Genomic DNA, 26,943 nt, shown 5'->3' on the forward strand with positions numbered 1-26,943 from the left:
ACGTACGCAGAGTAAGGACGCCCATGCGGAAGATACTCGTCGTCGGAGCCGGTCAGTCCGGACTCCAGCTCGCCCTCGGCCTCCAGTCGAACGGGTACGAGGTCACCCTGATGTCGAACCGGACGGCGGACGAGATCCGCACGGGCCGGGTCATGTCGACGCAGTGCATGTTCCACACGGCACTCGAGCACGAGCGCGATCTCCAGCTGAACTTCTGGGAGTCCCAGGCCCCGAGGATCGAGGGGCTCGGCGTCTCGGTCGCCGCCCCCGGCTCCTTCGACCCGGGCCCCTCGCAGCGCGCGATCGACTGGGTCGGCAGGCTCGACGGTTACGCCCAGTCGGTCGACCAGCGCGTGAAGATGGCCGGCTGGATGGAGACGTTCGCCCAGCGCGGCGGCCAGCTGGTGATACACGGCGCCGCGGTCTCCGACCTGGACTACTTCTCCCGTACGTACGACCTCGTGCTGGTCTCCGCGGGCAAGGGCGAACTGGTGTCCATGTTCGGCCGGGACGCCTCCCGTTCCCCGTACGCGCAGCCGCAGCGGGCACTGGCCGTCGCCTATGTGCACGGTCTCGGTCCGCGCCCGGAGCACCCGGACTACGACGCGGTCCGCTGCAACCTGGTCCCCGGCGTGGGCGAGCTCTTCGTCATGCCGACGCTCACCACCTCCGGCCGCGCGGACATCCTCTTCTGGGAGGGTGTGCCCGGCGGTCCGGCCGACGTCTTCAACGGCGTCAAGGACCCGGCGGAGCACCTCTCCCTGACGCTGGAGCTGATGGAGCGGTTCGTGCCGTGGGAGTACGCGCGCGCCACCAAGGTCGAACTGACCGACGCCAACGCGACGCTGTCCGGCCGTTACGCGCCCACCGTCCGCAACCCCGTCGGCCGTCTCCCCGGCGGCGGCCTGGTCCTGGGCGTCGCCGACGTGGTCGTGGCGAACGACCCGATCACCGGCCAGGGCTCCAACTCCGCCTCGAAGTGCGCGGCGGCGTACCTCGGCTCGATCCTGGAGCACGGCGAGAAGGAGTTCGACGAGGCCTGGATGCGCGCCACCTTCGACCGCTACTGGGACACCGCCCAGCACGTGACGAAGTGGACGAACGCCATGCTGGGGGTCCCGCCGGAGCACGTCCTCAAGCTGATCGGCGCCGGCACCCAACTCGAGCCGGTGGCTCACCGCTTCGCCAACGGGTTCGACAACCCTGCGGACTTCGAGAACTTCTTCTATGAGCCGGAGAAGACGGAGGCGTATCTGGCCTCGGTCGCAGGGGCCTGAGTCCCCGTCCCGGTATGGGCCGAGCGTGCCAGGCCGCGCGGTTCCCGGCGCTCCTCCGAGGAGCGCCGGCGCCCGCGCGGGCCCGGGAAGTAACGATTCTTCACCACCCTGGTGCCAGGACACGCCGCTCCAGTTCTCGCACACATGCGGACAAGACGTGTGTTATTCATCCATGCACACATATAAGCGGCGCACCGTGCTGGGTGCCTCGATCGTGGCCGTCGGCTCCGCAGCCCTGGCAGGCTGCTCCGGCTCCGACTCGGGGTCCGGCCCGCAGTCGGGGCCCGGAGCCGCCGGCAACGCGGGCGACGGCGGCGGCTTCGTACCCAGGGGACCCGGCGGCTATGTGAACCCCTCCGATCCCGAGGTCCTCGCCGCCGAGCGCAGACGCGGCACCGGACCCGTCCGGGAGTTCCGGCTCACCGCCGCCGAGACCTCCCTCGACCTGGGCGGACGAACCGTCAGGTCATGGGCGTACGGCGACGCGCTGCCCGGCAAGGAGGTCCGGGTCACCAAGGGCGACATCCTCGCCCTCACGATCGCCAACCACCTGCCGACGGAGACGACGCTGCACTCGCACGGGGTCCGGATGCGCTGCGACATGGACGGCGTGCCGGGACTGACCCAGAACTCCATCAAGCCCGGCGCGGACTTCACCTACCGCTTCGCCATGGCGCACGCGGGTACCTACTGGCTGCACTCGCACTCCGGCATGCAGCTCGACCGCGGCCTGTACGCGCCCCTGATCGTCGAGGACCCCAGGGAGCCCCTGTCCTACGACAAGGAGTGGGTCGTCGTCCTCGACGACTGGGTGGACGGCGTGGGCGGCTCCACCCCGGAGGGAGTGCTCTCCCAGCTGCGCGGTGGCAGGGGCGCGCCGATGGACATGGGAGAGGGCGGCGCGCACAGCGGATCCGGCCACGACGCGGCGGCCGGCGCGCCGTCGTCGGGCCACGGCCGCTCCACCGGTCCCTCGCGCATCCTGCACGGCTCGCGCAGCCGCATCCTGCGCAGCGAGGGCGGCAACGTCGACTATCCGTACTACCTGGTCAACGGCCGTATCCCGCAGGCCCCCGCGGTCTTCCGGGCCCGCCCCGGGGACCGCATCCGGCTGCGGATCATCAACGCCGGGGGCGACACGGCCTTCCGGGTGGCGCTGGGCGGGCACCAGATGACGGTGACCCACACGGACGGCTACCCGGTCGAGCCCAAGACGACGGACGCGCTGCTGATCGGCATGGCCGAACGCTACGACGTGCTGATCACCGCCAAGGACGGCATGTTCCCGCTGGTCGCGCTGGCCGAGGGCAAGAACGCCCGGGCCCTGGCCGTCCTGCGCACCTCCAGCGGGGCCCTGCCCCAGCCCTCCGTGCATCCGCGCGAGCTCGACGGCAAGGTGGTACCGGCCCGACGGATGCGGCCGCACGAGTCGGTGGCGCTCAACGACTCCGGTCCGGACCGCCAGCTGCGCGTCAAGCTGACCGGCAGCATGAGGAGGTTCGACTGGGCCTTCGACCACGAGCCCTACTCCCTCGAACGCCGCCATCCGATCCGCGAGGGCGAACGGGTCCGCCTGACCCTCATCAACGCCACCAACATGTGGCACCCCCTGCACCTGCACGGCCACACGTTCGCGCTCATGGGCCTCGGCGCGGTCGGCGCACGCAAGGACACCGCCGTGGTGCTGCCGCACCGCAAGATCGTCGTCGACTTCTACGCCGACAACCCGGGACTGTGGATGCTCCACTGCCACAACCAGTACCACTCCGAGTCCGGCATGATGACCCTCCTCGGCTATCGCAGGTGAGAGCCGGATGTCGCGCCCTGCCGGGCGGACGCCGCGCCCCTGTCGGACGGGATGCGGCGCCCCCGACGGGCGGGACGACGGCCCCTACCGGGCGCTCCCGTCCGGCCCGTCGGCCGCCTCCGCGGGCAGCGCCGGCGGTGTGTACTGCCGGACGGGCTTCCCGGCGGGGTCGGGCCGTACGGCGCCGAGGACCGGGTTGGCGGCGATCGGTGAGATCTTGATCCTCGCCCCGGGCCGTGGCGCCTGCACCACCATGCCGTCTCCCATGTACATGGCGACGTGCGTGGCCTCGGGGAAGTAGACGACCAGGTCGCCGGGGCGCAGCTCGGTCAGCGGGATCCGGGGCAGCCGCGCCCACTGTTCCTGGCTGGTGCGCGGAATGGGCTGCCCGGCGTGGCCCCAGGCCTGCGAGGTGAGACCCGAGCAGTCGTACGCCCCGGGTCCCTCGGCACCCCATTGGTACGGCTTCCCGAGCTGCTGCACGGCGTACTCCACCGCCTCCAGGCCCTCCGACGAGGGGGTCCGTACGCTGCTCAGCGCCCCGGACGTCAACAGTTTCCGCTGGGCGGCCTCCGTCCCCTGCTTCTCCAGCGCGTCGAGTTCGGCGAGCTGCCGCGCGGTGAGCGAGGCGAGCAGCTTCTCGACCTCCTTCAGCCGGCCGCGGACCTCGTCGCGCGCCTTCTTCTGCCGTGCGGCGAGGGTGAGCTGACCGTCCAGGGCCTTGCGTGCCCGCCGTGCCAGCCCGTCGGCGTGCCGCTCGCTCCCGGCCAGCCGGTCCACGGCCTTGACCCGCTCCCGGGACAGCTGCCTGATCACCTGTCCCTCGTCCAGCGCGCGCTGCGGATCACGGGTGAGCAGCAGCCGTACGTACGAGGAGACCCCGCTGCTGCTCTGGTACTGCTGCCGGGCCAGCCGGCCCGCCGCGCCGCGGCTGTCGTGCAGGGAGAGGCGGGCCCTGGCGAGTCTCCCGTCGAGCCTGGCGACCTCGGCCCGCTGCCTTTTGAGCTTCTCCACGGTCGCGTTGTACGCCTCGGTGGCACGCTCGGCCTCCCGGTAGCGCTGCTGGAGGTTCGTCAGCATCCGGGCCGTGGAACGCACTTCGGGACCGCCCGCGCCGGTCCCCGCGCCCGTACCGGCCCGCGCGGACGCCGAGGGTCCGGGATCGGGGGCGGCCACGGCGGGTACGGGCGCGAGCAGCGCCCCGGTCGCCACCGCGACCGTACAGACCAGGCGCAGAATGCGTCCTGACACTTCATCACCTCCGGTGCGGCGGTGGTAGGTCCACCTCGCACCGGCAGGATGGGGCGTGCGCGCCCCGCGTGCGCGCCCGGTGACCGGTTCGGCCCAAGAACGTCACTCGTCGGCGTGGGACTCCGGCGTGGCGCCGCCGCCCCTGGTGCCCGGCCCGGACCAGGGCCACTTCGGTCCGCCGCGCGCGGCGCCCTCGGGGTCGAACGCGTACTTCCATCCCTGGTGCAGTCCCAGGCGCCTGCTCCGGCCCGCCTGGACGCGGCGGTAGACGAGGACGGTCGGCGGGCCGCCGGCCGCGTCCGGTACCGGTACGCGGTACACCTTCGGCGGGTGTCCGGTCAGACCGAGCAGGACGGGCAGCACACGCCCGTCCAGCGGGCCTCCCTCGAAGGGGGTGTCTTGGCTCTTCACCGCACCAGTGTCACAAACGCGCCGCTCAAAGGAGTCGCGCGGCGTCACCGAGCAGCGGGACGACCCGCCGGGCCAGTTCCCCCACCGCGCCCTCCGGCGCCTCCAGGGCGAGCGCCGCGCGCACGACGCCGGCGGTCTGCGGATCGCGCCCCGCGCTCGCCACCAGCATCGCCACGAACTGCTCCACCAGCCAGTCCCGCAGCTCGTCCAGCGGCGGTTCCTTGCCCCCGTCGAGCCAGCTGAGCGACGCGCCCTCGACGGCGGTGATCCACATCCGTACGGTCATCCGCAACCGCGGCCCCGGATCCCGCACGGCGAGATGGTCGACGATGTGCTCGGCGGCGGCCCGCCGCACCGCGTCCACTATGGCGGTCGTCCTGGACGTCTCGACGACACTGCCGCCCTGCAGCAGCGCGCTGAAGCCCGCGTCGTGCTGGTCGACGAAGGCGAGATAGCGGTCCAGGGCCCGCGACAGCCGTTCGCTCAGTGATCCCCGCGGCGGCTCCGCGAAGCAGTGCTCGAGCTCCTCCGCCGCGGAGCGCAGCGCGGCCTCGTACAGCTGCTGCTTGCCGCCCGGGAAGTACCGGTACACGAGGGGCCGCGACACCCCCGCGGCCTCCGCCACGTCGTCCAGCGAGACCTCCTCGGGAGCCCGGTGCGCGAAGAGGGACAGCGCCGCCTCGAGGAGCTGCGAACGCCGCTCCTCGACGCTCAGCCGGCGGTATGCGGGGGTGGGGGCCGCGGAGGTCATGTCGGCAGCGTAACCCGTGGGTTCGCCCCCGCCGCCCCTGCTCGCACCCGTCCCTCGGGGCTCCGTCCCGTGACCTCGTGCCGGGCCCCCGCGAGGGGAACCGGCGCCGTGCCCTCTCAGGCCAGCAGTCCCGACGCCTTCCACAGCCGCCGCCCGACCCCCCGCAGCACGCCGATGTCGTCCAGGAAGTCGGTCAGGCGTTTCGCCCCGGTCTGCATCACCTCGCGCCGGTGTCCGCTGGCCTGCACCTGCGCCACGGCCTCGCGCCGGTCCAGGCCGACGTTCGTGTAGACCTCGGGATTGACGAAGGCGACGGAGAAGACGCGGGCGAACTCGCCGGAGGTGACGCGGGTGAACTCCTGGGACCAGCGTGGCGCGGTCACCATCTGGCGCCGCAGCTCCTCCCGCGCGTACCGCACGTGCCGGGCCTCCTCGACCACATGGATGCGGGTGACGCCGCGCACCAGGGTCTGCACCCGCTCGTCGGGGAAGGTCAGCCGCTGCATCCAGTCCAGGATCTCCTCGCCGAGCAGTGTGGCGGTGAAGGAGCCGGGGGTGGTCGAGATGGTCTTGAAGAGCCGCCCGAGATTCAGATGGGCGCGGCTGACGGGGTAGTGCGGTGTGCCGCCGCGCGAGATCAGCCGGGCGAACATCTTCGAGTGCCGGCACTCGTCCTCGATCTCGGTGAGCGCGTACCGCACGTGCGCGCTCGTGGCCGCCTTGTCGTAGATGTGACGCACCAGCAGCTGCATCAGGATGATCTCGAACCAGATCCCGAGGGAGGCGAGCGCCGCCGCCTCGTGCTGCGAGAGCAGGATCCGCTGCTCCTCGCCCATCCGCTTCCACAGCGGGGTGTCGTAGAGCGACACCAGCTCGGGCGGCCAGAACCACTTGCCCTCCTCGAAGGGCGCGTCCCAGTCCAGTTCCTTGTCCGGGTCGAAGGAGTGCTTGGCGGAAGAGTCGAGCAGCCGTTCGGCCACCTGCTCCCGGTCCTTGAGCAGGCCGAGCGCGTCGCGGAGCCCGTCGAGCCCGTCAAGTCCGTCTTCCGTCACCGTCGTCATGACTGTTCCCACCTCGTCGTACGGGATCTTCAGGGGTTACCGGCGGTCACTACTTATGAGACTGCCTGTCAGCAAGCTCGTCAATCCCCTGTGCGCGACTTGTTGACGACGCGTCTACTCCGTGTGAGCCTGCCGAGTATGCCGACGCACGAGCTGTACGCCAAGGACCCGGGAGATCCCCTCTGGCAGATACCGGCCTCGGGGGCAGCACGTTTCAGCTGGGAGTACGACGACGGTCGCGACCGGCTCCTCGCCCTGTACCAGAAGGGCAAGGACAAACAGTGGGACGGACAGCGGCGCATCGAGTGGGACATCGAGGTCGATCCGTACGATCCGCTCGGCACCCCCGACGAGGCGATGACCCTGTACGGGACACCGCACTGGGCGAAGATGACCGAACGGGACAGGGGTGAACTCCGGCGGCACTACACCGCCTGGCAGTTCAGCCAGTTCCTGCACGGCGAGCAGGGCGCGATGGTCTGCGCGGCGCGCATCGTGGAGTCCGTTCCCGACCTCGACGCGAAGCTCTACTCGGCCACCCAGACCATGGACGAGGCCCGGCACGCGGAGATCTACGGCCGCTTCCTGCACGAGAAGATCGGCATGCTCTACCCGGTCAACGACCACCTGCGGTCCCTGCTCGACGACACCCTCCGCGACTCCCGCTGGGACATGCCCTACCTCGGGATGCAGGTCCTGATCGAGGGCCTGGCGCTGGCGGCCTTCGGCATGATCCGCGACACCACGGACAAGCCCCTCCCCAAACAGATCCTCGCGTACGTGATGCAGGACGAGGCCCGCCATGTCGCCTTCGGCCGCATGGCGCTGCGCGACTACTACCGGCAGCTCACCGACCCCGAACGGCGCGAACGCGAGGAGTTCGTCATCGAGGGCTGCCACCTGATGCGGGACCGGCTGCGCGGCGTCGAGGTGCTGGAGAACTTCGGCGTCCCCAGGGCCGAGGCCGAACGGTACAGCGAGCAGTCCGAGTTCCTGCACCTCTTCCGCCGGCTGCTCTTCAGCCGCATCGTCCCCTGCGTCAAGGACATCGGCCTGTGGGGCGAACGCCTCCAGCAGGCGTACGTCGACATGGGCGTCTTCGAGATGGGCGACTCCAACCTCGATCTGCTGATGACCCAGGACGAGGAGATCGCGGAGCGGCTGGACGCGCAACGGTTCGCGGCGGAGGAGCGGGCCCGCGTGGCCGAGGTCGAGGAGATGATCGAGTCGGGCGCGGACTCCTCCTCCTGAGGACGGTGTGCTCGAATCCCGGTGCAGCGAACCGTCCCGACCGCCATGGTCCTCCGCATGACGCCCGAGCCCGACTCCGTCCCTGCCGACCGTCCTGGTCTCCGCCCTGTGGACCACGGCCGAGGGCTTCGGTGACGTCGACACGACCTGCGCCATCGCGGGCGGCACCGTCGCGGCCCGTACCGGCGTCGACGGCGTACCGCAGGAGTGGCTGCGGCGCCGGGAGGCACTGCCCGGCGCCGCCTGAGCGGTCGGACGACCCTTCGCGCGACACGAACGGGCCGCCCGGGACCCCCGTCTCAGTTGTTCCAGCTCTCGTCGTACGGATCGTGCGGGGTCGGGACCGGCTCGGCCTCGGTGACGTCGAGGAACGGGATGACACCGTCGTTGACCGGGTCCTTGGCCCGCTTGCCGGTGTAGGTGCCGGTGACCCGCAGCCAGGCGTCGGGCTGCAGGACGGGGGGGATGTGCCCGGTCAGACCGATCTTGACCGGCTGGGCATCGGCGGCACAGCAGTTGAGGGCCATCCGGACCAGGTACGGGGTGCCGTCGTGGCCGAGGGCGACGAAGCCGGTGACCTCGATCCGCCGGTGCCCCAGGGTGCTGCCGTGACCGTACGCGGCGCGCCCCGCGTAGTCGACGACGCTGAGCGGGAGCGGGTCGGTGGCGGGCAGGCGCGGGTAGGCGAGAGGTGCCTGCAGGGCCGTACCGGTGTGCAGGGCGCTGTAGGAGCCGAGCGCGGGCGGGGCGACCAGGATGAGGGCGAACAGGGGCAGGACGAGGAGCCAGGAGACACGGGGTTCCCGGTGAGCGTGCCCGTGTCCGTCCCCGCCGTCGGTCCCCTGCCCCTCGCCTTCCTTCGCGCCCTGCGCGTGCCGGTCCCCGCCCTTCGACGCGCGCCGGTCGTACCAGACCGTCGCCAGCGCGGCGAGGATCAGGACGACACCGGCCGCGAGGAGCAGGGGGCGCAACCCGGCCTTGACGTAGCGCAGATAGAGGTCGGTGAAGCCGGCGTGCAGCACCGCCGCGCCGACCAGGAACATGATCGCCGCCTGGGCCTGCCGGTTCACAGGAGCACCGTCCCGACGAGCACCGAGCCGAGGACGGCCAGCGCGAAGGTGGCGGGCGCGAACCGCAGGGCGAACCCGCGGCCGAACGTGCCGGCCTGCATGGCGAAGAGCTTCAGGTCGATCATCGGTCCCACCACGAGGAAGGCCAGCCGTGCGGTCAGCGAGAACTGGGTCAGGGACGAGACGACGAACGCGTCGGCCTCGGAGCAGATGGACAACAGCACCGCCAGGACGGCCAGGGCGAGGATCGCCACCACCGGGTTGTCGGCCGCGGCGTGCAGCCAGCTCGCCGGTACGACGGCCTTGAGCGTGGCCGCCGCCATGGCCCCGATGACGAGGAAGCCGCCGGCGTGCATCACGTCGTGCCGTACGGACCCCCAGAACGCGGCCCCCTTGCCGAGGCCCTCGTGCGAGGGGCGGGCCGGTGGCCGCAGCCAGTCGGCACGGCCCAGCCGCTGCCACAGCCACCCCATCGAGCACGCCACGAGCAGACTCGCCACGAAGCGGGCCACGACCATCTCGGGGTTGCGCGGGAACGCGACGGCGGTGGCGGTCAGCACGATCGGGTTGATCGCCGGAGCCGACAGCAGGAACGCCAGCGCCGCCGCCGGTGTCACCCCCCGGCGCACCAGCGCCCCGGCCACCGGCACCGACGCGCACTCGCAGCCCGGCAGCACCGCCCCGGCCATCCCGGCCACCGGTACGGCCAACGCGGGCCGCTTCGGCAGGGCGCGGGCGAAGAACGCGGGCGGGACGAACACCGCGATGGCCGCCGACAGCAGCACGCCGAGGACGAGGAAGGGCAGCGCCTGGAGGACCACCGCGACGAACACGGTCATCCAGCTCTGCATCACGGGCGCGGACAGGGCGCCGCGGACCGGGCCCTGCGCCAGCACCAGGACGACCAGCAGCATGACCAGCACGAGCGGCGAGTTGAACTGCCAGCCCTGCGGATCGCCGGCCCGCGGTTCCTTCACCCCGGCCGGCGGTCCGCCCGCTTCCTCGGCCGGCGGTCCATCGGCGTCCTTGACCGGCGGTCCGCCCGCGCTCCTGACCGGCGGTCCGTCCGCGTCCTCGGCCGGCGGTTCGTCCGGGTCGCGGTGGCCGGGCCCCGGCGGGGCCGCTCTGGTGATGCTCACGGGCGAGGTACCTCCGGCATGACAGGACAGGGGCCGTGTGGTGGGGAGCCCCCCATCAGTACGCCGATTCCGGCCGGATATCTCATTCCGGCCGCAACCGACCTCCGGGACGCCCCTTCGGGCCTCCTTCCCCGTGCGCGTCCCGGGACCCGAGCACCGCCTCCATCACCGCCTTCGCGATCGGCGCCGCGTCCCCGCCCCCGCTGATGTCGTCGCGGTCCGCCTCCGCGTCCTCGACGACGACCGCGACCGCCACCGCGGGCTCCAGGGAGTCGTCCGCCTGGGCCCAGGAGATGAACCAGGCGTACGGCAGCCCGAGGTTGTCGATGCCGTGCTGGGCGGTCCCGGTCTTGCCGCCGACGGTCGCCCCCGGAATCGCGGCGTTCGCGCCCGTGCCGTCCGTCACCACGTCCGTCATCAGCCGGCGCATCCGCGCGGCCGTCGCCGGGCTCATCGCCTGGCGGAGCGTGCGCTGTCCGGTCGTCGAGACGATGGTGCCGTCCAGCCCTTTCCTCCGTTCCACCAGGTAGGGCGACTTGACGACCCCGCCGTCCGCCACGGCCGCCGAGATCATCGCCATCTGCAGGGGCGTGGCGCGGGTGTTGAACTGGCCGATGGAGGAGAGCGCCAGCTGCGCCCTGTCGAGGACGGTGTCGAAATTGCTGGGCGCCGCCAGGAACGGGATCCGCAGCTTCCTGTCGTTGAAGCCGAAGTCCGCCGCCGTGCGGGTCATCGCCCGCAGTCCCACGTCCACACCGAGCTTGGCGAAGACCGTGTTGCACGACCACTCGAAGGCGTACCGCAGCGACGCGTCCTCGCAGCCCTCGGTCTCGTTCGTCAGCCAGGTCGTGCTGCCGGGCAGCGTGTACGGGTCGGGGGAGTCGGTCGAGTCGTCGACGTCCGACACCACTCCGGACTCCAGCGCCGCCGCGGCCGTCACCACCTTGAACGTCGAACCCGGCGGATAGGTCTGCCGGATCGCCCGGTTGAGCATCGGCTTGTCAGCCGCCTCGTTCAGCCGCCGCCACGCGTCCGTCACCGACGTGCCCGTCCCCGACAGCTGCCCGGGATCGTAGGAGGGCGTCGAGACCAGCGCCAGGATCCTCCCCGTGGACGGCTGGATGGCGGCGACGGCGCCCCGGCGCCGGCCGAGCCCCTCGTAGGCCGCCCGCTGCGCGGCCGGATCGAGGGTGGTGACGACCTGGCCGCCGGGGTTGCGTGCGCGTGTGACGTCGTTCCACAGCGGGAGCGGGGAGAGCATCGGATCGGTGCCGGAGAGGATGCCGTCCTCCGTGCTCTCCAGCGACGTCCTGCCGTACACCTGCGAGGCGAAGCCGGTCACGGGCGCGTACAGCGGGCCGTCCGTGTACGTCCGCTCGTAGCGCAGCTGCTCCCCGGTGTCCCTGGAGCCGGTGACCGGCCGGCCGCCGACCAGGATGTCGCCGCGCGGCTGCCCGTAACGGGCGATCGACTGGCGGCGGTTGGCCGGGTTGTCGTCGTACGTCCCGCCCCGGACGACCTGGACGCGGGCGGCGTTCACGAGGAGGGCGACGAACAGCACGGCGCACAGGGCGGCGGCCCTGCGGATGTACTTGGTCATGGTGAGTCCTTCCGGCGGCTCACGGCGCCGCCGTCCCGTCGTACTGGCTGCGGGCCGAATCGCTGATCCGGATCAGCAGCGCGACGATGATCCAGTTGGTGACGACCGAGGAGCCGCCCTGGGCGAGGAACGGCATCGCCATGCCGGTCAGCGGGATCAGACCGGTCACCCCGCCGGCGATCACGAAGACCTGGAGCGCCACGATCGAGGCGAGGCCGATCGCGAGGAGCCGTCCGAAGGGGTCGCGCAGGGCGAGGCCGGCCCGGTAGCCGCGCTCCACGAGGAGCGCGTAGAGGAGGAAGATCGCCGATAGCCCGGACAGGCCCAGCTCCTCGCCGGCCGTCGCGAGGATGAAGTCCGACTTGGCGGCGAAGCCGATCAGGATGGAGTGACCGAGCCCGAGACCGGTGCCGAGCACGCCGCCGGCGGCGAACGCGAAGAGGGACTGGGCGAGTTGGTTGGGCCCGAGGCCCGCGTCGATCGAGGCGAAGGGGTGCAGCCAGTCCTGCACCCGCCCGTGGACGTGCGGTTCCAGCCGGCCCACGGCCATCGCCCCCGCACAGGCGAGCAGGAGGCCGACCGCGATCCAGCCGGTGCGGCCGGTCGCGATGTACAGCAGGATCACGAACAGGCCGAAGAACAGCAGCGATGTACCCAGATCCCGTTCCAGGACGAGCACCAGCACGCTCAGCAGCCAGACCGTGACGATCGGCCCGAGGACGCGGCCGGTGGGCAACTGCAGCCGGATGAAGCCCAGGAGGGGACGGCCCGCGTGGGTGAGCGCGTTGCGGTTGGCCGCGAGGTAGCCGGCGAAGAAGACCGCGAGGAGCACCTTCGCGAACTCGCCCGGCTGGATGGAGAATCCGGCGATCCGGATCCAGATCCGGGCGCCGTTCACGGCGGGGAAGAGGATCGGCAGGAGCAGCAGCACGAGCGCGGTGACGACGGAGACGTAGGTGTAGCGCTGCAGAACGCGGTGGTCGCGCAGGAAGAACACGACCACGATGAAGAGCGCGACACCGAGGGTCGACCAGATGAGCTGGATGGGGGCGGCCGGGTCGCCGGGGGTCTCCAGGTCGAGACGGTAGATCAGCACCAGGCCCAGCCCGTTGAGGAGGACGGCGATCGGCAGGAGCAGCGGATCGGCGTACGGCGCCCGCAGCCGCACCGCGACGTGCGCGAGGAGCGCCAGCACACCGAGCCCCGCGCCGTAACCGGCGGCGCCGGGCGGGACGGTGCCGTGCCGGGCGAGTCCGACGGCGCAGTACCCGTACACGGAGAGCAGCACGGCGACGACGATCAGCGTGAACTCGACGCCGCGGCGCCTGGCGAGGCGTGCGGAGGGGAGGGGCGGGGGCGGGTCCGCCACCACGGTCGTTCCGGTCGTTCCGGCTGTTCCGGTCGGGTCGGCCGTTCCGTCCGAACCGGGCATTCCGGGCTGAATCATGTCCGGAACGTAGCAAGTGGTGGAGCTGATGTCCCGTCATGTAGTGATTAACGGTCCGTTTCGGTGTACCTCGCGCGGGTTCACCGCGTTCGGTGGCGGAGGACTCAGGGGCCGTTCCCGCGGTCCCGGTCGTTCTCGTCGCCCCCGCCGTTCTGCGCGCTCCGCTCGTCGTGCTCGTCCTGCTCGTCGTGCTGGTCCTGCTCGTCCTGCTCGTCGTGCTCGTCCGGCCCCTCCCGGTCGTCCCGTTCGTCCCGAGGGAGCGTCAAGGTCGCCAGCGCGCCGCCGTCGGGAGCGTTGGTGAACATCAGCCGTGCGCCCAGCACCTCCGCCTGGCCGAGCGCGATCGTCAGGCCGAGGCCGTGGCCCTTGGAGCCGCCCTCGGTACGGAACCGCTGCGGCCCGTGCTCCAGCAGGTAGTCCGGATAGCCGTCACCGTGGTCCCGTACGGTCACCACCGGGCCGTCGACGGTCAGCGCCACCGGCGCCCTGCCGTGCTTGTGCGCGTTGGCCACCAGATTCCCGAGCACCCGCTCCAGCCGGCGCCGGTCGGTCTCCACCCGGGTGTCGCGCACGACACGGACCTCGGTCTCGGTGCCCGACGCCCGCACCACCCGGCCGGCGAGCGGGGCCAGCGGTTCCGAGTCCAGTTCCAGCCGCTCCCGTCCGGCGTCCAGGCGGGAGATCTCCAGCAGATCCTCGGTGAGCGTGCGCAGCGTGGCGACCCGGTCCCGCACCAGTTCGGTCGGGCGGCCCGGCGGCAGCAGCTCGGCCGCCGCGTGCAGCCCGGTCAGCGGGGTGCGCAACTCGTGTGCGACGTCCGCGGTGAAGCGCTGCTCGCTCAGCAGCTTGCTCTGCAGCGAGGCCGCCATCGTGTCGAGCGCACCGGCGACCGCGGCCACCTCGTCCTGGGGACGCGCCGGCCGCTGCCTACGCGGGTCGGCGACGGCACGGGGGTCGGCGACGCCACGGGAGTCGTAGGCGGTACGGGAGTCATGGACGGTACGGGGGTCGTTGACGCGCGCGTCCAGGTCGCCGGCGCTGATCCGCCGGGCCACCCGCGCCGTCGCGTGCAGTCGCCGGGTCACCCGGGTCACCGCGAACGCCCCCACCAACAGCGTCGCGCCGATCGCCAGTGCCGAGGACCACACGATCGCCCGGTCCAGGGCGTCGATGGCGTGGGCACCCTGCGCGTAGTCGAACTGCACGGCGAGCGCCCGCCCGCGGTCGGCGGGTCCGGCCGCCCACATGGTGGGATGCGTGTCCTGGTCGCCGACCATCGTGCCGCGCCGGCCGTCGGTGGCCAGTTCGCGCAGCGGGGCCGGCAGTCCCGGCAGGTCGACGCCCGCGCCCGGCGGCAGCCGGTCGCCCTCCTCGTACGCCGCCGTCGCCTCGGTCAGCCGGTCGAGCGCGCGGCCGCGGGCCTCACCGACGGTCTGGTTGGTCACCGACACGTGCACGAGGACGCCGAGGAGGGCGGCGAGGCCGCAGCACATCACCGCGAGGAAGGCGGTCGCCTTCCAGGTGAGGGTGGCGGTCCAGTGGGGGACGCGGCAGAGGGCCCGCAGGGTGCGCATGGCACGGAGGCGCCGGGCGGGGCGGAGGTGTCCGGCGGGGCGGAGGTGCCGACGGGCGCGCGTCATGTGCCGCTCGCCGACGGGGACGGGGACGGGCCGGAGGTCGTGAACGGGGGCGCGGACGCGGACGGCGGCGGGAGCGGCGCGGGGGTGGTGGTCCGGGTGGGGGAGGGGGTGCCCACCCGGAGGATCTCGTCGCGGGTCGCCAGCATCGCGTTCTGGTGCGCGTCCCAGGTCCACACCGTACGGAACTCGTAGCCCGGCAGGGTCGAGGGCGAACGGATGATCACCTGGCGGCCCGCCAGCTCGACGCTGACCACGCTGTCCGAGGTGCCCATGACCTGCACCAGCCTGTGGTCCAGGAAGGCGTACACGCGCACGGCCAGCTGGTTGCGGGGGAAGCGGATGCCGAGCACCATGTCGTCCTTCCCGTCGCCGGTGAGATCGCGGTAGTACGCCTTCAGGACCGGGCACTCCTTGCCGAGCGCGCCCTTCTTGCCGCAGTCCTCCAGCTGCCGGGCCGTCGCCGCGTGCGAGGCGTTCGCGCCGGAGTACTCGTCCGGGTGCGCGGCGACCTCGGCGCGCACCACGTCGAGCGGGTTCACCCTGTGGATGTCGTCGCCCGGCGCGGTGACCCCCTTGACCGTCTCGGTGTCGGCCTCGCCGTAGTCGAGGGCGGGCGTCGACGCGGGAGGCAGCTCCGGCCAGAGCCTGGCCGGGCCGACGGCGGTGGGCGTCTCACCCGCGGCGCGCAGGGCACCGGAGTCGCCACAGCCGGCCAGGACCGCCACCAGCGCGGCGGCGAGGGCGGCGAGCGTGAGGCGGCTGGGCCGAGTGGGGGTCACTGCTCTCCTGCGTGCGGGCCCGCCTCGGTCCGGGGCCGGGGACGGCTCGGTGCGCGAGGCCGGCGTGAAACCGACGGAACCGACGCGCTACACCTTATTCGTACGGAAGTCCTTTTTGTTCGCGAGCGGACCGCCGACCGGACTCCTGTGTTCCGCCGACCGCACCCCACCGTTCCGCCGACCGCACCCCACCGTTCCGGCGACCGCACCCCACCGTTTTCGCCGGCCGGGAGCCTGCCGTTTCGCCGACCGGACTCCCTCGGTTCCGCCGCTGCTCCTGCTGCTCCTCCGTCCCCGCTGGCACGCCCGCCGGTGCCTCCGCTACTCCGCCAGTTCCTCCAGCAGCCGGGCGGTGGGGAGCCCGGCCCGCAGGTACTCCACGAACAGTTCGTTGTGCAGGGCCCACGGCGAACGGCGGCTCCGGATCAGCCGTATCGCCTCGTCGGAGCTGTGCCCCGCGAGGACCAGCGCGTGCGCCACGACGAGCCCGGAGCGGTTGTAGCCGTGGTAGCAGCGGACCAGGACCCGGCGTCCGTCCTCCAGCGCGTCGTCCGCGGCCCGCGCGAGACGGATCACGCCCGCCAGCTGCGTGCCGTCCAGGGGGCCGTCCGGGATCGGCCACACATGGTGCTCGACGCCCGGGTCCGGACCGTGCCCCGGTAGCCGCAGCAGCGTCAGGACCAGGTCGAACTCGTCGTGCACGACGGCGAATTCCGGCTCCCCGGAGCGCCCCGCGAAGGCGTGCCCGCCCATCCACAGGCCGGGCACGATCTCGCTCCACGGGTTCTGCGGAGCGGGTACATCGGGTTGCTTTCTGCGAGTCCGCAACGGCGCCTCCCACAACTCCCCCAACTGCTCACAAAGGTAACCGGGTTCTTGCCCCTGGAGCACCCCGCCTGTTCCCATGGTCATGGGGTGATGGTGCATGAACGGACTGCGGGTCGTACCGGCCTGGCGCCACGGACAGGAGCGCCTCTACGTGTGCCTGACCGACGGGAGGAACGTCGCCTGGTACGACCGTGACACGGCCCGGGTCAACCTGCTCAGCGAGGCCCGGCGGGAGGACGTGCTCGACACGCTCGCCCCGTTTCTCACCGGCCCTGTGACCGTGGGGCCGCCCCCGGTCCCCACCCCGGCGGAGCTGGCCCGCCTCGCCCTCCACCCGGACGACGACCTCGCGCCCAACCGGCCCGGCGAGGCACTGGTCGTCGCCCTCGACCGGGACCCGGGGCCGGCCCACCGGCTGCGGCCCGACCCGCGGCGCCGCGCGCTCGCCGCCGAGCAGGCCGTCGGCGACGCCCTCGACCGGCTGGAGGGGGCGGGCTGGCACACCGTGCACTCGGTTCCCCTGCCCGGCGGTGACCGTATCCACCACCTGGTCATCGGTCCCGGGGGCCTCTTCTCGGTCCGTGCCCTGTACGCCCGCAAGCAGCGGGTCCTCGTCACCGACCCCATGGTCACGGTCGGCCGCCGCGAGCCGCGCCCACTGATCCGGCAGGTCCGCGCCGACGCCGGCCGGGCCTCGTACGCGCTGACCGCCGAGGTCCGGCCCGTCCTGGCCCTGGCCGGGGCCGCCGCCCTCGATGTCCTCTCGCCGCTCCGTGAGCTGCGCGTGCTGCAGGACACCGAGCTGTCCTCGCTGGCCCGGCTGGGCGGCGTCCTGAAGCCGGCGGACGTGGAGGCACTCCACGCGATGGCCCGCGACCGGCAGACGTGGCTGAGGGTGTGAGGCCCCCGCCGCCCGCCGCCCGCCGCTCGTCGCGCGTCCCGGTACGGCCGGGTCACGGGTGCACGACCGCCGGGGTCACGGGCGCTCGACGGTCGGGGCACGGGCGCTCGACGGTCGGTGTCGCGTCCGTACGCCACATCCGCACGTGACGCCAAATCCGTCCGTACGGTCACATCCGTCCGTACGCCACATCCGCACGTGACGTCACATCCGTCCGTACGCCACATCCGCACGTGACGTCACATCCGCACGTGACGTCACATCCGTCCGTACGGTCACATCCGTACGTGACGCTCGATGTCCTCCTCGAACTCGGTGAGGGCCTGCGCGGTGAGGGTCGGGCGGGTGTCGGCGACCGCCGCCAGGTAGTCCTCGGTTCCGGCCGGTGTGCCCCGGCGGTCGGTGATCTCGCGCTCGAACGCGGCCTGGGCACCCTTGCGGGCGGCGAACTCGATGTCGGCGGGCGTGAACATCTCACTCGCCGCCACCAGCCGGTGCAGCTCGACCCGGTCGGCGGCGGGCCCGAGATAGCGCCGCCAGATGGCTTCCCGGGCGGCCGGATCGGGAGGGCCGACCGGGATGACGTAGTCGAACCGCCCGGGCCGCAGGAACGCCGGATCCAGTGAGCGCACGGAGTTCGTGGCGCAGATCAGCAGCCGCTCGTCGTGGTCGCGGAAGCCGGGGATCAGTTTGAGCAGCTCGTTGGTGACACCGTGGCCGGGGTCGACGGCCAGACCGGACCGGGCGCCGGCGATCTCCTCGACCTCGTCGATGAACAGCACCACCGTCTCCAGTTCCGCCAGCTCGGCGAAGGTGTCCCGCAGCGACGCGGCGAGCCCCTCGGCGCCCGCGGCCAGCCGGGACGGGAAGAGCTCCACGAACGGCCACTCCAGCCGGGAGGCGACCGCCTTCGCGAAGCTGGTCTTCCCGGTGCCCGGAGGCCCGAAGAGGATGACCGCCTTCGGCGGCGCCACCCCGTACCGCTCGGCCAGCGCGGGCTCGGCCAGCGGCAGCACGATCCGCCGCTCGATGGCGTCCTTCTCCCGTTCCATCCCGGCGAGTGCGTGCCAGAGTCCCTGCGGCTGCAGCCTCCCGCCGAGTTCCGCGAGCAGACCCGCCTCGCCCGCGCCGAGATGCTCGACCTTCTCGTAGAAGACCAGCCCGGTGCGCACCCGGTAGCCGGAGTTCTCCAGCGCCGTCGTCCCGGTGGCCCCCGGGGCGAGCAGCGCCCCGATCCGCCGTACGTCCTGGGTCCGCAGCCGCCGTTCGAGTTCGCCGATCAGGGCGCTGCCGATGCCCCGGTCGCGCCACGCGGCGGAGAGCGCCACCAACGTGATCCAGGCCCGATCACCCCGGGCCTGTGCCACCGCCATGCCCACCACCATGTCGTTCCCGGCCACGGCGACCACGGCCGGGCCACCGCCCCGGGCCGCCGCCATGACCTCGGAGACCGGGAACACGGTGGCGGCGTCGTCCGCCTGCCTGTTCTGGTCCCACATCTGGATCGCCTGGTCGAGATCATCGTCGTGGAAGTCCCGCAGTCGCCACGTCGGCATCATCGCCACCTCGCCGGCAGGCCGCCACCACCCCTGGTGGCGCGTGGCCACACACCCTGCGCTGCCTTGTCCCGTCCCGCCTTGTCCCGCCCTGTCCTGCCCTGCTGTTTCACCCCTGCCCCCGTGACTCGTTGCAGTTCATTGTCCGCGCGGGCCGGACGCCCGGCGACCCGAGGCCCGGCAGTCCGAGGCCTGGCGACCCGAGGCCCGGCGACCCGAGGCCCGACGCCCGGCGGCCCGAGTCTCGGTGTCCCGGGCCGTCGACCCGTCGACCCGGCGACCAACGGGGCCTACGGGCCGATGGCGGTTCGACAGGACGCGCGAGCCGGTGGGCACCGCGCGCCATGAACGGCGTCCGGCGTCCGGCGTCCGGCGTCCGTCGCTCACGGCAAGCGGTGCGCGCGGCCCCGATCCAGCAACGGCGCCAGCAGATCGCCGTACCGCTCCAGCCGCGGCGCGATGTCCCAGGCGTGGAAGACGAGCCGCCCCGGCTCGTCGCAGTCCGCGACCTCGTCCCAGGTGACGGGCGCGGAGACGGTGGGCGTGGCCCGGGCCCGCAGGGTGTACGGCGTCGCCGTGGTCTTGCGCGCGGCGTTCTGGCTGTGGTCGACGAAGACCTTTCCCGGCCGCAGGCTCTTCGTCATCCGGTGCGTGACGAGGCCCGGCAGCGCGCGCTCCGCCTCTACGGCGAGCTCCTTCGCGTACGCGCTGACGTCCTCGGACGCCACCGGCACCAGCGCCGCCAGCAGGTGCAGCCCCTTCGAGCCGGACGTCTTCGCGTACGCGGCGATGTCGTCCGCCGCCAGCCGCTCCCGCAGCCACAGGGCGACCTGGCAGCACTCGACGACCGTCGCGGGCGCGCCGGGGTCGAGGTCGAACACCAGCCGGTCCGCCTGGCCGGGCGCGTCCGCCCGCCACTGCGGTGTGTGGAACTCGGTGACGAGGTTCGCGGCCCACATGAGCGAGGCGAGGTCCTGGATCAGGACCATACGGGCGGGTCCCTCCGTCCGGGGGACCTCGGCGGTCCGGACCCAGTCGGGGGTGCCGGGCGGCACGTTCTTGCTGAAGAAGACCTGGCCGTCCGGTCCGTCGGGATAGCGCAGGAAGGAGACCGGCCGGTCGTGGAGGTGCGCCAGCAGGGGGGCCGCGGCCGTCGCGCAGTAGTGCAGGACCTCGCCCTTCGTGAAGCCGGTCGCCGGGTAGACGACCTTCTCCAGGTTGGTGAGCGCGAGCCGCCGTCCCTCCACCTCGGTGATCGGCGTCATGGGTCGAGCGTCGCACGAAAACGTGGGCGAGGCGCTCGACCGCCCGCCTGCGGATGTGCTGTCGCGAACACGCGTCTAGCCTGACTTGCAACCGCACCTCTCGAATTCCGTGTCGGACCTCTCGCCTCTCCCCTCCGTGTCAGGAAGGTGCTGCACGTGCGATCCATCTGGAACGGCGCCATCTCCTTCGGGCTGGTCAGTATCCCGATCAAGCTCGTGAACGCGACGGAGAGCCACTCGATCTCCTTCCGCCAGATCCACCTCGAGGACGGTGGCCGGATCCGGTACCGGAAGTTCTGCGAACTGGAGGACCGCGAGGTCACCTCCGGTGAGATCGGCAAGGCGTACGAGGACGGCGACGGCTCGCTCATCCCGATCACGGACGAGGACCTGGCCGCACTGCCGCTGCCGACCGCCAGGACGATCGAGATCGTGGCCTTCGTGCCGGCCGACCGGATCGACCCGCTGCAGATGGACACGGCCTACTACCTGTCCGCGAACGGCGTCCCCGCCACCAAGCCGTACATCCTGCTGCGCGAGGCACTCAAGCGCAGCCGGAAGGTCGCCGTCGCGAAGTTCGCGCTGCGTGGGAGGGAGCGGCTCGGGATGCTGCGGGTGGTGGACGACGTCATCGCCATGCACGGGCTGCTCTGGCCGGACGAGATCCGCGGTACGGACGAGGTGGCCCCGGACGCGAGCGTGACCGTCCGTGACCAGGAGCTCGACCTGGCGGACGCCCTCATGGACACCCTCGGCGAGGTCGACCTCGCGGACCTGCACGACGACTACCGCGAAGCCGTGGAGGAGCTGATCGCCGCCAAGGCCTCCGGCGAACAGATGCCGGCCGCGCCCACCGGGGAGAAGGCGGGCGGCAAGGTGCTCGACCTGATGGCCGCCCTGGAGAAGAGCGTGCGCGCGGCCAAGGAGTCCCGCGGCGAGGAGCCGGACGGGTCGACCGGCGGGAAGGCCGAGGAGCGGACCGGTGGGAAGGCCGAGGAGACCGGCGGGACCGCCGAGGTCACCCCGCTCCCGGCCCGCAGGTCTGCCCGTACGGCGCCGAAGGCGGTCGGGGGGAAGAAGTCCACGTCGACCGCGAAGAAGACGGCGGCGAAGAAGGCGGCGACGAAGAAGACCACGGCGAAGCAGTCCTCCGGGTCCACCGCCCGGACGGCGACGAAGTCGACGGCCCAGGGGTCCGCCAAGGGCGCGGCCAAGAAGACGGCGGCCAAGAAGAACACCGCGACCGCGAAGAAGGCGACCCCGCGCAAGCGTGCCTCGGCCTGAGCCACGGCGGGACCGCGAGCCGCCGGTAGGCCCGCCCGTACGCCCGTACGCCCGTACGCCCGTACGCCCGTACGCCCGCAGGCCCGTACGCCCGTACGCCCGCAGGCCCGTACGCCCGCAGGCCCGTGGGCCGGTCACCCCGTCCGGCGAAACGCCAACACCGCGTTGTGGCCGCCGAATCCGAACGAGTTGCTGAGGGCGAGGTCGCCGGACGCGGGGAGCGGGCGGGGGCTCTTGGTCACCAGGTCCAGGTCGATGGCGTCGTCCTGGACGTCGCAGCCGATGGTGGGCGGGATGAGGCCGTGATGGAGGGTGAGCACCGTGGCGACGGCCTCCACACCGCCCGCGGCTCCCTGAAGGTGGCCGAGATGCCCCTTGAGCGCGGTGACGGGCACCCGCCCGCCGAGCACGGTACGCAGCGCGCCCGCCTCGGCGAGGTCGCCGTCGACGGTGGCGGTGGCATGCGCGTTGACGTGGACGACGTCGACGACGTGGGCGCCCGCGTCCTGGACGGCCCGGCGCAGCGCCAGTGCCACGCCGCTGCCGGACGGGTCGGGCGCGGCCATGTGGTGGGCGTCCGCGGACAGGCCCCAGCCGGCGGCCTCGCAGTAGACGCGCGCCGCGCGTGCCCGGGCGTGCTCCTCGGCCTCCAGGAGCAGGAACCCGGCGCCCTCGCCGTTCACGAAGCCGTCGCGGTCGCCGGCGAACGGCCGGGAGGGGCTGGTGGATCCGACCGGGTGGGCGGACAGCGCGCGCATCGCGGCGAAGGAGGCCATGATCGCCGGGGTGACCACCGCCTCGGCGCCCCCGGCGAGGGCGACGTCGACCCGCCCGTACCGGATGCGGTCGATGGCCTGCCCGATGGCCTCGGTGCCGGAGGCGCACGCGCTCGTCACGGTGCGGGCCTCGCCGGTGATGCGCAGGACCAGCGACACCTGCGACGCGGCCTGCGAGGGCACTGTCATCGGCGTGGTCAGCGGGGAGACCGCGCGCGGTCCGCGGTCGCGCAGCCTCCGGTCGCCGCCGACCAGGACGGAGGCGTCGCCGAGGATGGCGCCGACCGAGACGCCGACCCGCTCGGGCGCGAGCCCGCTCTCCCTCGTGCCCGCCGGGTCGAATCCGGCGTCCTGCCAGGCCTCGCGGGCGGCGAGCACCGCGAACTGGGCGGACCGGTTCATCCGCCGTGCCTGCGGCCGGGGCAGCAGTCCGACGGGGTCCACGGGCACGGTCCCCGCGATCCGCACCGGCAGTCCGGCGAACTCCTCGCTCTCCAACTCCCGTATCCCGCAACGGCCTTCTATCAGCCCCTGCCACAGTTCCCCGACCCCGACACCGAGGGGCGTCACGGCGCCGAGCCCGGTGACGACGACCCGGCGCGGCGCACGGACCTCGGCGGAAAGGCGCGGACGCGGGTGATGACGTACGACGTGTCCCTGCCGGACGGCTCGCGCGGCCCGCTCCCGCAACTCCGCGTCCGTGACGGGCTCCTGGGCCCTGCTGTCCAGGTCCCGGTACCACCGGCCCCACCTACGGGTGTACGACTCCTCGACGGCGTCGGGGTCCACGACGCGCAGCGAACCGACGCGGTCCCCGTCCCGGAATTCCACCTCGTGGAGGTCGGACGAAATGATCTCGGGAATTGCCGCCACGTCCATCCGGCGGCACCCGACGGTAACTCGGTGACTCCGCTCGAACACCGCGTCGTGATCTTTCCCGCCGAGTGGCGGCCGCAATGTCAGTCGAATGGTGTGCGGGGTCTCGGGCAACGTGTGCATCACCACGGACCAGGTGTTCTCCGCCACGTCCTGCGCCGAGAGGGCGAGAAGATCACCGGGGACCACTTCGGCAACGGTGACGGCGTGCGGCTGTACGGGAACGTCGGATGAGTTGTGCATATGAGCGATTGCTTCCTGTGGGGCTTTCCGTCATCAACTGTCCGCGAAGAAGTACGGATTGCCTAGATGCGTGCACCATTTACGTGGGCAACGCCGCCGAAAGCAATTGAGCCCTCTCAACGCGGCCAATGATCGGGTGACGTCGAGGAGATAGGCAACGCACGAGGATTTCGTGCCGTCGGGGAAGGTGCCCGAAGTCTCAACCCATGGGCGCAGAGGCCGCGTTGGCCCCCGTTCTGCCGCACTCGACTGCCTCACGCCTTCGCCGGGCGGGTCACCCTGTTCATCGTCACCCGCGGGGGTGACCGCCGCCGCGAAATCCCGCCGCACCACGGTCGGCGTCCACCTCACCGACGACGTGCAATGCCCTCCGAGGCGACGCTCACCCCTGCCAGAGGAACTCGTGCGCCATCGCGATCATGGCCCGTGCCGCAGCGCGGGGCGCGCGTCCGGACGGAGCGGCCAGGGAGAACTGCCACTCCAGGTCGGCGTCGTCGACGGTCAGCGTGGCGACGTCCTCTCCCTTGCCGAGGGCGACCCGTGGCAGCAGCGCCACGCCCAGGCCGTTGCGGACGTAGGCCACGCCCGTGGTGAGGTCGGTGATCTCGATGGCGACGCGATGGGGAACGGAGGCAGCGGCGAAGGCCCGGTCGGCCACGGTCCGGTTGCTGTAGCCCGCGGGGAAGTCGACGAAGTCCAGGCCGGCCAGTTCGGCGATCGACACGGTGCGGCGTTCCGCGAGCGGATGCGTGGCAGGCACGACGAGGTCGAGCACCGAGGTGGCGAGGTCGGTCAGCGTGATGCCTGCCGGGCGCGGTCCGGGCCCCGAAACGAAGGCGAGGTCGAGCCGCCGCTCGAGGAGGGCTTCGACCAGGCCCTGGGAGCCGGAGGGGGCGGCGCTGGTCTGGAGGAACACGCCGGGATGACGTCGGTGGAAGTCACCGAGGAACACGGGAAGGTCGATGAGCCCGACCGTGGCTATCGCGCCCAGCCGCAGGGTGCCGCGCAGTCCGCCGCGGACCTCGCCCACCGCGTCCGCGGCCTCCCGGGCGGCGTCCAGAGCGGCATGGGCGCGCGGCAGCAGGGCAGCACCGGCATCGGTGAGCAGCACGCCTTTGCGGGTGCGTTCCAGCAGCGGCGTGCGGAGTTCTCGCTCGAGGGTCTTGATCGTGGTGGAGACCGCGGACTGGACGACGTGCAGCCGTGCGGCGGCACGGGTGAAGTTCGCTTCCTCGGCGACGGCGACGAAGTACTCGAGCTGGCGCAGTTCCACCCTCCGAGTATCCCTCAGCGAGCCCTCGAGGTATCTCTCGGCGAGATGGCGGCGGTCTCCGACTTTCGTTGGACAGTGCCCGTTGCGTCCAGCAATTCTGTTAGAAGTTCAACCGATGACGTTCAACCGATGACGTTCAACCGAAACAGGAGGATGAAATGACCTACAAGACGCCACCGACATATCTGGGAAGCGGCGACCCGGCGCGACAGCGCAAGGACTACTACCCCCCTTGGCTGGACAATCTCGCCGACGATGTGACGCTGGAGGCCGGGGTCTTCAGGGGTACCATCCACGGGGCCAAGGACGTCTTCGCGATTCTGTCCTATGCGCGCACTCTGTATGACTTCCAGGACTTCATCTACATCGGAAAGTACGGAGAGAACGGCTTCGTCGAGGACTACGCGGCGACGGTGGACGGCAGGCCGATCGGCAACATCGCCGTCGTCTACTTCAAGGAAGAGGGGAAGACGCAGCATCTCGTGATGAACCACCGTCCGCTGCAGATGCTCAACTACTTCTCCCGCAAGCTGGGCGAACACTTCGCCGGGACAGAGTACGCACGGTACGTCGCCGACCCGTCGGATGCCGACCGCGACTGACCGGACTCCCACTCATTTCTGCCGCGATCAGGAGGAAACATGTCGCGCAACCAGGAAATCGTGGACGCTTGCCGGCGAGCATATTCCGGATTCGAGGAGAACGACTCCTCGGACCTGGTGGCCCTCATGTCGCCCGAGGTGGTATTCGACTTCCCCACCTCCCTGCCATACGGCGGGACATTCCATGGGCCCGAGGGGTTTCTCGCCTTCTACCGGGACATCTACGATCACTACTACGAGACCTTCAACTACGACGCACACACAGTGCTCGACGCCGGGTCGCACGTGGTCGTTCCCGTCAGGGCCAGGGCGGAGGCGAAGACCGGCCGCACCATGGAGAACGAACACTGCCTGCTGTTCACCGTGAACGACGGGCTGATCGTCGCGGCCCGACTGTACGCGGACACCGCCAAGGGGCGTGACTCGATCGACGGCCTCCAGGTGGCACCCCGGGCCTCTTGAGCCCCGCACCGGCGCAGCGGGCATTCCCACCTCGCGGAATTACCCGCCACCGGGAATTTTCCCGGGACCGGGCGTACCGATCCCGAAATGACAGATTCATCATCCGAAATTAGAGTAGTGCGCCCGCGGCGAGCGGTCCTGATCGCGGACCTGTGGGCTCGCTGTTTTGTCCAGAACGCCCGCCGCCGAGTTCGTCGGGCACTGAGAGGCGAAAGGTCACTCATGCCTCAATCCATGCGCGCGCTCGTAGCCGGAAAGATCGGCGAGCCCGTCGATGTACTGCGGCTGGAATCCCGGCCTGTTCCCACGCCGGAAGCCGGTCAGGCGTTGATCCGGGTGACGGCGACTCCGATTCACGCCAGCGATCTGCACGTGCTGCGCGGCCGCTACGGTTTCTCCCCCGAGTTTCCCACGGTCGGCGGTCACATGGAATGCGTGGGCCGTATCGAGGCCCTGGGTCCGGATACCGAGGGGCTGAAGATCGGAGAGCGCGTGGTCGCCGTCGCGGTCCCGGCGGTACCCGGGCCGCCGGTGTCCGGCACTTGGCAGGAATACCTCGTCGCCGATAAACGACGGCTCCTGCCGATCCCCGACAGCCTGAGCGACTCCGACGCCTGCCAACTCGCCGTCAACCCGTTGACCGCGCTGCTCCTCGTGACGCGCGAACTCGACGTAAAGCCAGGTGAATGGCTGTTGCAGACGGCCGCGGGCTCCACCGTCGGCCGGCTCGTCATTCAGCTGGCCAGGCATCTGGGTATGCGCACGATCAATGTCGTGCGGCGGCGCGAGGCCGTCGAGGAGATCAAGGCGCTCGGCGGTGACGAGGTCATCTGCACCGAGGACGAGGACCTGTTGAAGCGAGTGGCGGAGATCGCGGGACCGGTCGGCGTGCGCAAGGCCACCGACTGCGTCGCGGGCCACGTCGGTGCCCAGGTGTCCCAAGCACTGGCCCCGGGAGGAGAGGTCGTGGTCTACGGCGCGCTCTCCACGCATCGGCAGACCGACCCGGCAGCGCTGACGATCCCGCTGCAGGCACGTTCGGTCATCTACGAGACCAAGACGGTCCGTGGCTTCTGGCTGAACCGCTGGTTCGGCACGGCCTCACCCGAGGACGCATTGCGCGCGCTGTCCGAGGTCCTCGGTCTCGTCACCGACGGAGTGCTGAGCATCCCCCAGGGCCGGCCGTACCCGCTCGAACGCTTCCCGGAGGCCCTCGCGTTCGCCGAAACCCCCGCACATGGCGCCAAGCCGTTCTTCGTCTTCAACACCGAGAGATAGGACGCGGCCCTGCCGGTGCCGATGCCGGTGCCGGCAGCGGTGGCGGTGTCGTCGGTGGCGGTGGCGGTGGCGTCGGCGGCGGGGCTGGGGGTCCGCCAAGGCCCGGGCCGCCGAC

Annotated in this window: 23 protein-coding genes and 1 pseudogene; 9 read left to right on the forward strand and 15 right to left on the reverse strand. The window is 71.7% G+C overall.

Annotated features, from left to right (window positions below; genetic code table 11):
- Positions 1–23 precede the first annotated feature (23 nt).
- Together OHB41_RS30685 and OHB41_RS30690 are read left to right on the forward strand one after the other, a co-directional pair.
- Entirely contained in the window at positions 24–1,277 is a 1,254-nt protein-coding gene (locus OHB41_RS30685) for a styrene monooxygenase/indole monooxygenase family protein (RefSeq protein ID WP_266701331.1), read from the forward strand.
- Between the two features lie 172 nt (positions 1,278–1,449).
- On the forward strand, positions 1,450–3,084 hold the full coding sequence (locus tag OHB41_RS30690; RefSeq protein WP_266701332.1) for a multicopper oxidase family protein: 1,635 nt from the start codon (positions 1,450–1,452) through the stop codon (positions 3,082–3,084).
- Between the two features lie 84 nt (positions 3,085–3,168).
- Here the strand turns inward: OHB41_RS30690 and OHB41_RS30695 are convergent, their stop codons facing one another.
- From OHB41_RS30695 to OHB41_RS30710, 4 genes are all read right to left on the reverse strand, one after another.
- Positions 3,169–4,335: a C40 family peptidase gene (locus OHB41_RS30695; protein ID WP_266701333.1), complete on the reverse strand. Its 1,167-nt coding sequence runs from the start codon at positions 4,333–4,335 to the stop codon at positions 3,169–3,171.
- Positions 4,336–4,437: 102 nt separating this feature from the next.
- Complete coding sequence (locus OHB41_RS30700; protein ID WP_266701334.1) at positions 4,438–4,746, reverse strand: DUF8847 domain-containing protein; 309 nt, start codon at positions 4,744–4,746, stop codon at positions 4,438–4,440.
- Positions 4,747–4,771: 25 nt separating this feature from the next.
- Complete coding sequence (locus OHB41_RS30705) at positions 4,772–5,497, reverse strand: TetR/AcrR family transcriptional regulator (RefSeq protein ID WP_266701335.1); 726 nt, start codon at positions 5,495–5,497, stop codon at positions 4,772–4,774.
- Between the two features lie 116 nt (positions 5,498–5,613).
- On the reverse strand, positions 5,614–6,558 hold the full coding sequence (locus OHB41_RS30710; protein WP_266701336.1) for an AurF N-oxygenase family protein: 945 nt from the start codon (positions 6,556–6,558) through the stop codon (positions 5,614–5,616).
- Between the two features lie 138 nt (positions 6,559–6,696).
- Here OHB41_RS30710 and OHB41_RS30715 point away from each other — a divergent pair, with 138 nt between their 5' ends.
- Positions 6,697–7,809, forward strand: coding sequence for a ferritin-like domain-containing protein (locus tag OHB41_RS30715; RefSeq protein ID WP_266701337.1), 1,113 nt, complete (start codon positions 6,697–6,699; stop codon positions 7,807–7,809).
- A gap of 94 nt (positions 7,810–7,903) precedes the next feature.
- Positions 7,904–8,056 (forward strand): annotated as a pseudogene (locus OHB41_RS30720) (ADP-ribosylglycohydrolase family protein); the annotation flags it as partial.
- Positions 8,057–8,108: 52 nt separating this feature from the next.
- Here OHB41_RS30720 and OHB41_RS30725 read toward each other — a convergent pair.
- The 7 genes from OHB41_RS30725 to OHB41_RS30755 all read right to left on the reverse strand — a co-directional run bounded on the left by OHB41_RS30725 (position 8,109) and on the right by OHB41_RS30755 (position 16,312).
- Positions 8,109–8,879 (reverse strand): TIGR03943 family putative permease subunit, encoded by a 771-nt coding sequence (locus tag OHB41_RS30725; RefSeq protein WP_266701338.1) that lies wholly within the window; start codon positions 8,877–8,879, stop codon positions 8,109–8,111.
- Positions 8,876–9,856 carry a permease gene (locus OHB41_RS30730; protein WP_266706250.1) on the reverse strand — a complete coding sequence of 327 codons (981 nt, stop codon included), beginning with the start codon at positions 9,854–9,856 and terminating at the stop codon, positions 8,876–8,878. Before OHB41_RS30730 ends, OHB41_RS30725 begins: the two co-directional genes overlap by 4 nt.
- 244 nt (positions 9,857–10,100) lie before the next feature.
- A complete protein-coding gene (locus OHB41_RS30735; protein WP_266701339.1) occupies positions 10,101–11,618 on the reverse strand; it encodes a penicillin-binding transpeptidase domain-containing protein in 1,518 nt (505 codons plus the stop codon).
- 19 nt (positions 11,619–11,637) lie between these two features.
- The gene (locus OHB41_RS30740) at positions 11,638–13,050 is read right to left on the reverse strand and encodes an FtsW/RodA/SpoVE family cell cycle protein (protein WP_266706252.1); all 1,413 of its coding nucleotides are present in this window, start codon (positions 13,048–13,050) and stop codon (positions 11,638–11,640) included.
- Positions 13,051–13,169: 119 nt separating this feature from the next.
- Complete coding sequence (locus OHB41_RS30745; protein ID WP_266701340.1) at positions 13,170–14,639, reverse strand: ATP-binding protein; 1,470 nt, start codon at positions 14,637–14,639, stop codon at positions 13,170–13,172.
- Between the two features lie 62 nt (positions 14,640–14,701).
- Positions 14,702–15,484, reverse strand: coding sequence for a hypothetical protein (locus tag OHB41_RS30750; RefSeq protein WP_266701341.1), 783 nt, complete (start codon positions 15,482–15,484; stop codon positions 14,702–14,704).
- Positions 15,485–15,805: 321 nt separating this feature from the next.
- Positions 15,806–16,312, reverse strand: a complete 507-nt coding sequence (locus OHB41_RS30755) for a protein-tyrosine phosphatase family protein (RefSeq protein WP_266706254.1) — start codon at positions 16,310–16,312, stop codon at positions 15,806–15,808.
- Positions 16,313–16,409: 97 nt separating this feature from the next.
- Between OHB41_RS30755 and OHB41_RS30760 the strand changes: the two genes are divergently transcribed.
- Positions 16,410–17,213 carry a nuclease-related domain-containing protein gene (locus OHB41_RS30760; RefSeq protein ID WP_266701342.1) on the forward strand — a complete coding sequence of 268 codons (804 nt, stop codon included), beginning with the start codon at positions 16,410–16,412 and terminating at the stop codon, positions 17,211–17,213.
- 275 nt (positions 17,214–17,488) lie between these two features.
- Here the strand turns inward: OHB41_RS30760 and OHB41_RS30765 are convergent, their stop codons facing one another.
- Entirely contained in the window at positions 17,489–18,769 is a 1,281-nt protein-coding gene (locus OHB41_RS30765; RefSeq protein WP_266706256.1) for an ATP-binding protein, read from the reverse strand.
- Positions 18,770–19,152: 383 nt separating this feature from the next.
- Positions 19,153–20,034, reverse strand: a complete 882-nt coding sequence (gene ligD, locus OHB41_RS30770; RefSeq protein ID WP_266701343.1) for a non-homologous end-joining DNA ligase — start codon at positions 20,032–20,034, stop codon at positions 19,153–19,155.
- A 156-nt stretch (positions 20,035–20,190) separates the two neighbouring features.
- On the opposite strand from ligD, the gene ku reads away from it, so the two are divergent.
- Positions 20,191–21,318 carry a non-homologous end joining protein Ku gene (ku, locus tag OHB41_RS30775; protein ID WP_266701344.1) on the forward strand — a complete coding sequence of 376 codons (1,128 nt, stop codon included), beginning with the start codon at positions 20,191–20,193 and terminating at the stop codon, positions 21,316–21,318.
- A gap of 134 nt (positions 21,319–21,452) precedes the next feature.
- Here ku and OHB41_RS30780 read toward each other — a convergent pair whose 3' ends face one another.
- On the reverse strand, positions 21,453–23,213 hold the full coding sequence (locus OHB41_RS30780; RefSeq protein WP_266701345.1) for a beta-ketoacyl-[acyl-carrier-protein] synthase family protein: 1,761 nt from the start codon (positions 23,211–23,213) through the stop codon (positions 21,453–21,455).
- Positions 23,214–23,595: 382 nt separating this feature from the next.
- Entirely contained in the window at positions 23,596–24,486 is an 891-nt protein-coding gene (locus tag OHB41_RS30785; protein WP_266701346.1) for a LysR family transcriptional regulator, read from the reverse strand.
- Between the two features lie 158 nt (positions 24,487–24,644).
- Between OHB41_RS30785 and OHB41_RS30790 the strand changes: the two genes are divergently transcribed.
- The 3 genes from OHB41_RS30790 to OHB41_RS30800 all read left to right on the forward strand — a co-directional run bounded on the left by OHB41_RS30790 (position 24,645) and on the right by OHB41_RS30800 (position 26,828).
- Positions 24,645–25,088 (forward strand): hypothetical protein, encoded by a 444-nt coding sequence (locus tag OHB41_RS30790; protein ID WP_266701347.1) that lies wholly within the window; start codon positions 24,645–24,647, stop codon positions 25,086–25,088.
- A 39-nt stretch (positions 25,089–25,127) separates the two neighbouring features.
- Positions 25,128–25,550 (forward strand): nuclear transport factor 2 family protein, encoded by a 423-nt coding sequence (locus OHB41_RS30795; RefSeq protein WP_266701348.1) that lies wholly within the window; start codon positions 25,128–25,130, stop codon positions 25,548–25,550.
- Between the two features lie 234 nt (positions 25,551–25,784).
- Positions 25,785–26,828 carry a zinc-dependent alcohol dehydrogenase family protein gene (locus OHB41_RS30800; protein WP_266701349.1) on the forward strand — a complete coding sequence of 348 codons (1,044 nt, stop codon included), beginning with the start codon at positions 25,785–25,787 and terminating at the stop codon, positions 26,826–26,828.
- Positions 26,829–26,943: the final 115 nt, after the last annotated feature.

Source organism: Streptomyces sp. NBC_01571 (assembly GCF_026339875.1).
Lineage (GTDB): Bacteria > Actinomycetota > Actinomycetes > Streptomycetales > Streptomycetaceae > Streptomyces.

Excerpts from the sequence above, each read along its gene's own strand:
- OHB41_RS30685 (WP_266701331.1), top strand. The coding sequence starts at position 24 with ATGCGGAAGATACTCGTCGTCGGAGCCGGTCAGTCCGGACTCCAGCTC.
- OHB41_RS30690 (WP_266701332.1), top strand. The coding sequence starts at position 1,450 with ATGCACACATATAAGCGGCGCACCGTGCTGGGTGCCTCGATCGTGGCC.
- OHB41_RS30705 (WP_266701335.1), bottom strand. The coding sequence starts at position 5,497 with ATGACCTCCGCGGCCCCCACCCCCGCATACCGCCGGCTGAGCGTCGAG.
- OHB41_RS30710 (WP_266701336.1), bottom strand. The coding sequence starts at position 6,558 with ATGACGACGGTGACGGAAGACGGACTTGACGGGCTCGACGGGCTCCGC.
- OHB41_RS30715 (WP_266701337.1), top strand. The coding sequence starts at position 6,697 with ATGCCGACGCACGAGCTGTACGCCAAGGACCCGGGAGATCCCCTCTGG.
- OHB41_RS30735 (WP_266701339.1), bottom strand. The coding sequence starts at position 11,618 with ATGACCAAGTACATCCGCAGGGCCGCCGCCCTGTGCGCCGTGCTGTTC.
- OHB41_RS30740 (WP_266706252.1), bottom strand. The coding sequence starts at position 13,050 with ATGCCCGGTTCGGACGGAACGGCCGACCCGACCGGAACAGCCGGAACG.
- OHB41_RS30745 (WP_266701340.1), bottom strand. The coding sequence starts at position 14,639 with ATGCGCACCCTGCGGGCCCTCTGCCGCGTCCCCCACTGGACCGCCACC.
- OHB41_RS30760 (WP_266701342.1), top strand. The coding sequence starts at position 16,410 with ATGAACGGACTGCGGGTCGTACCGGCCTGGCGCCACGGACAGGAGCGC.
- OHB41_RS30765 (WP_266706256.1), bottom strand. The coding sequence starts at position 18,769 with ATGCCGACGTGGCGACTGCGGGACTTCCACGACGATGATCTCGACCAG.
- ligD (WP_266701343.1), bottom strand. The coding sequence starts at position 20,034 with ATGACGCCGATCACCGAGGTGGAGGGACGGCGGCTCGCGCTCACCAAC.
- OHB41_RS30780 (WP_266701345.1), bottom strand. The coding sequence starts at position 23,213 with ATGCACAACTCATCCGACGTTCCCGTACAGCCGCACGCCGTCACCGTT.
- OHB41_RS30790 (WP_266701347.1), top strand. The coding sequence starts at position 24,645 with ATGACCTACAAGACGCCACCGACATATCTGGGAAGCGGCGACCCGGCG.
- OHB41_RS30795 (WP_266701348.1), top strand. The coding sequence starts at position 25,128 with ATGTCGCGCAACCAGGAAATCGTGGACGCTTGCCGGCGAGCATATTCC.
- OHB41_RS30800 (WP_266701349.1), top strand. The coding sequence starts at position 25,785 with ATGCGCGCGCTCGTAGCCGGAAAGATCGGCGAGCCCGTCGATGTACTG.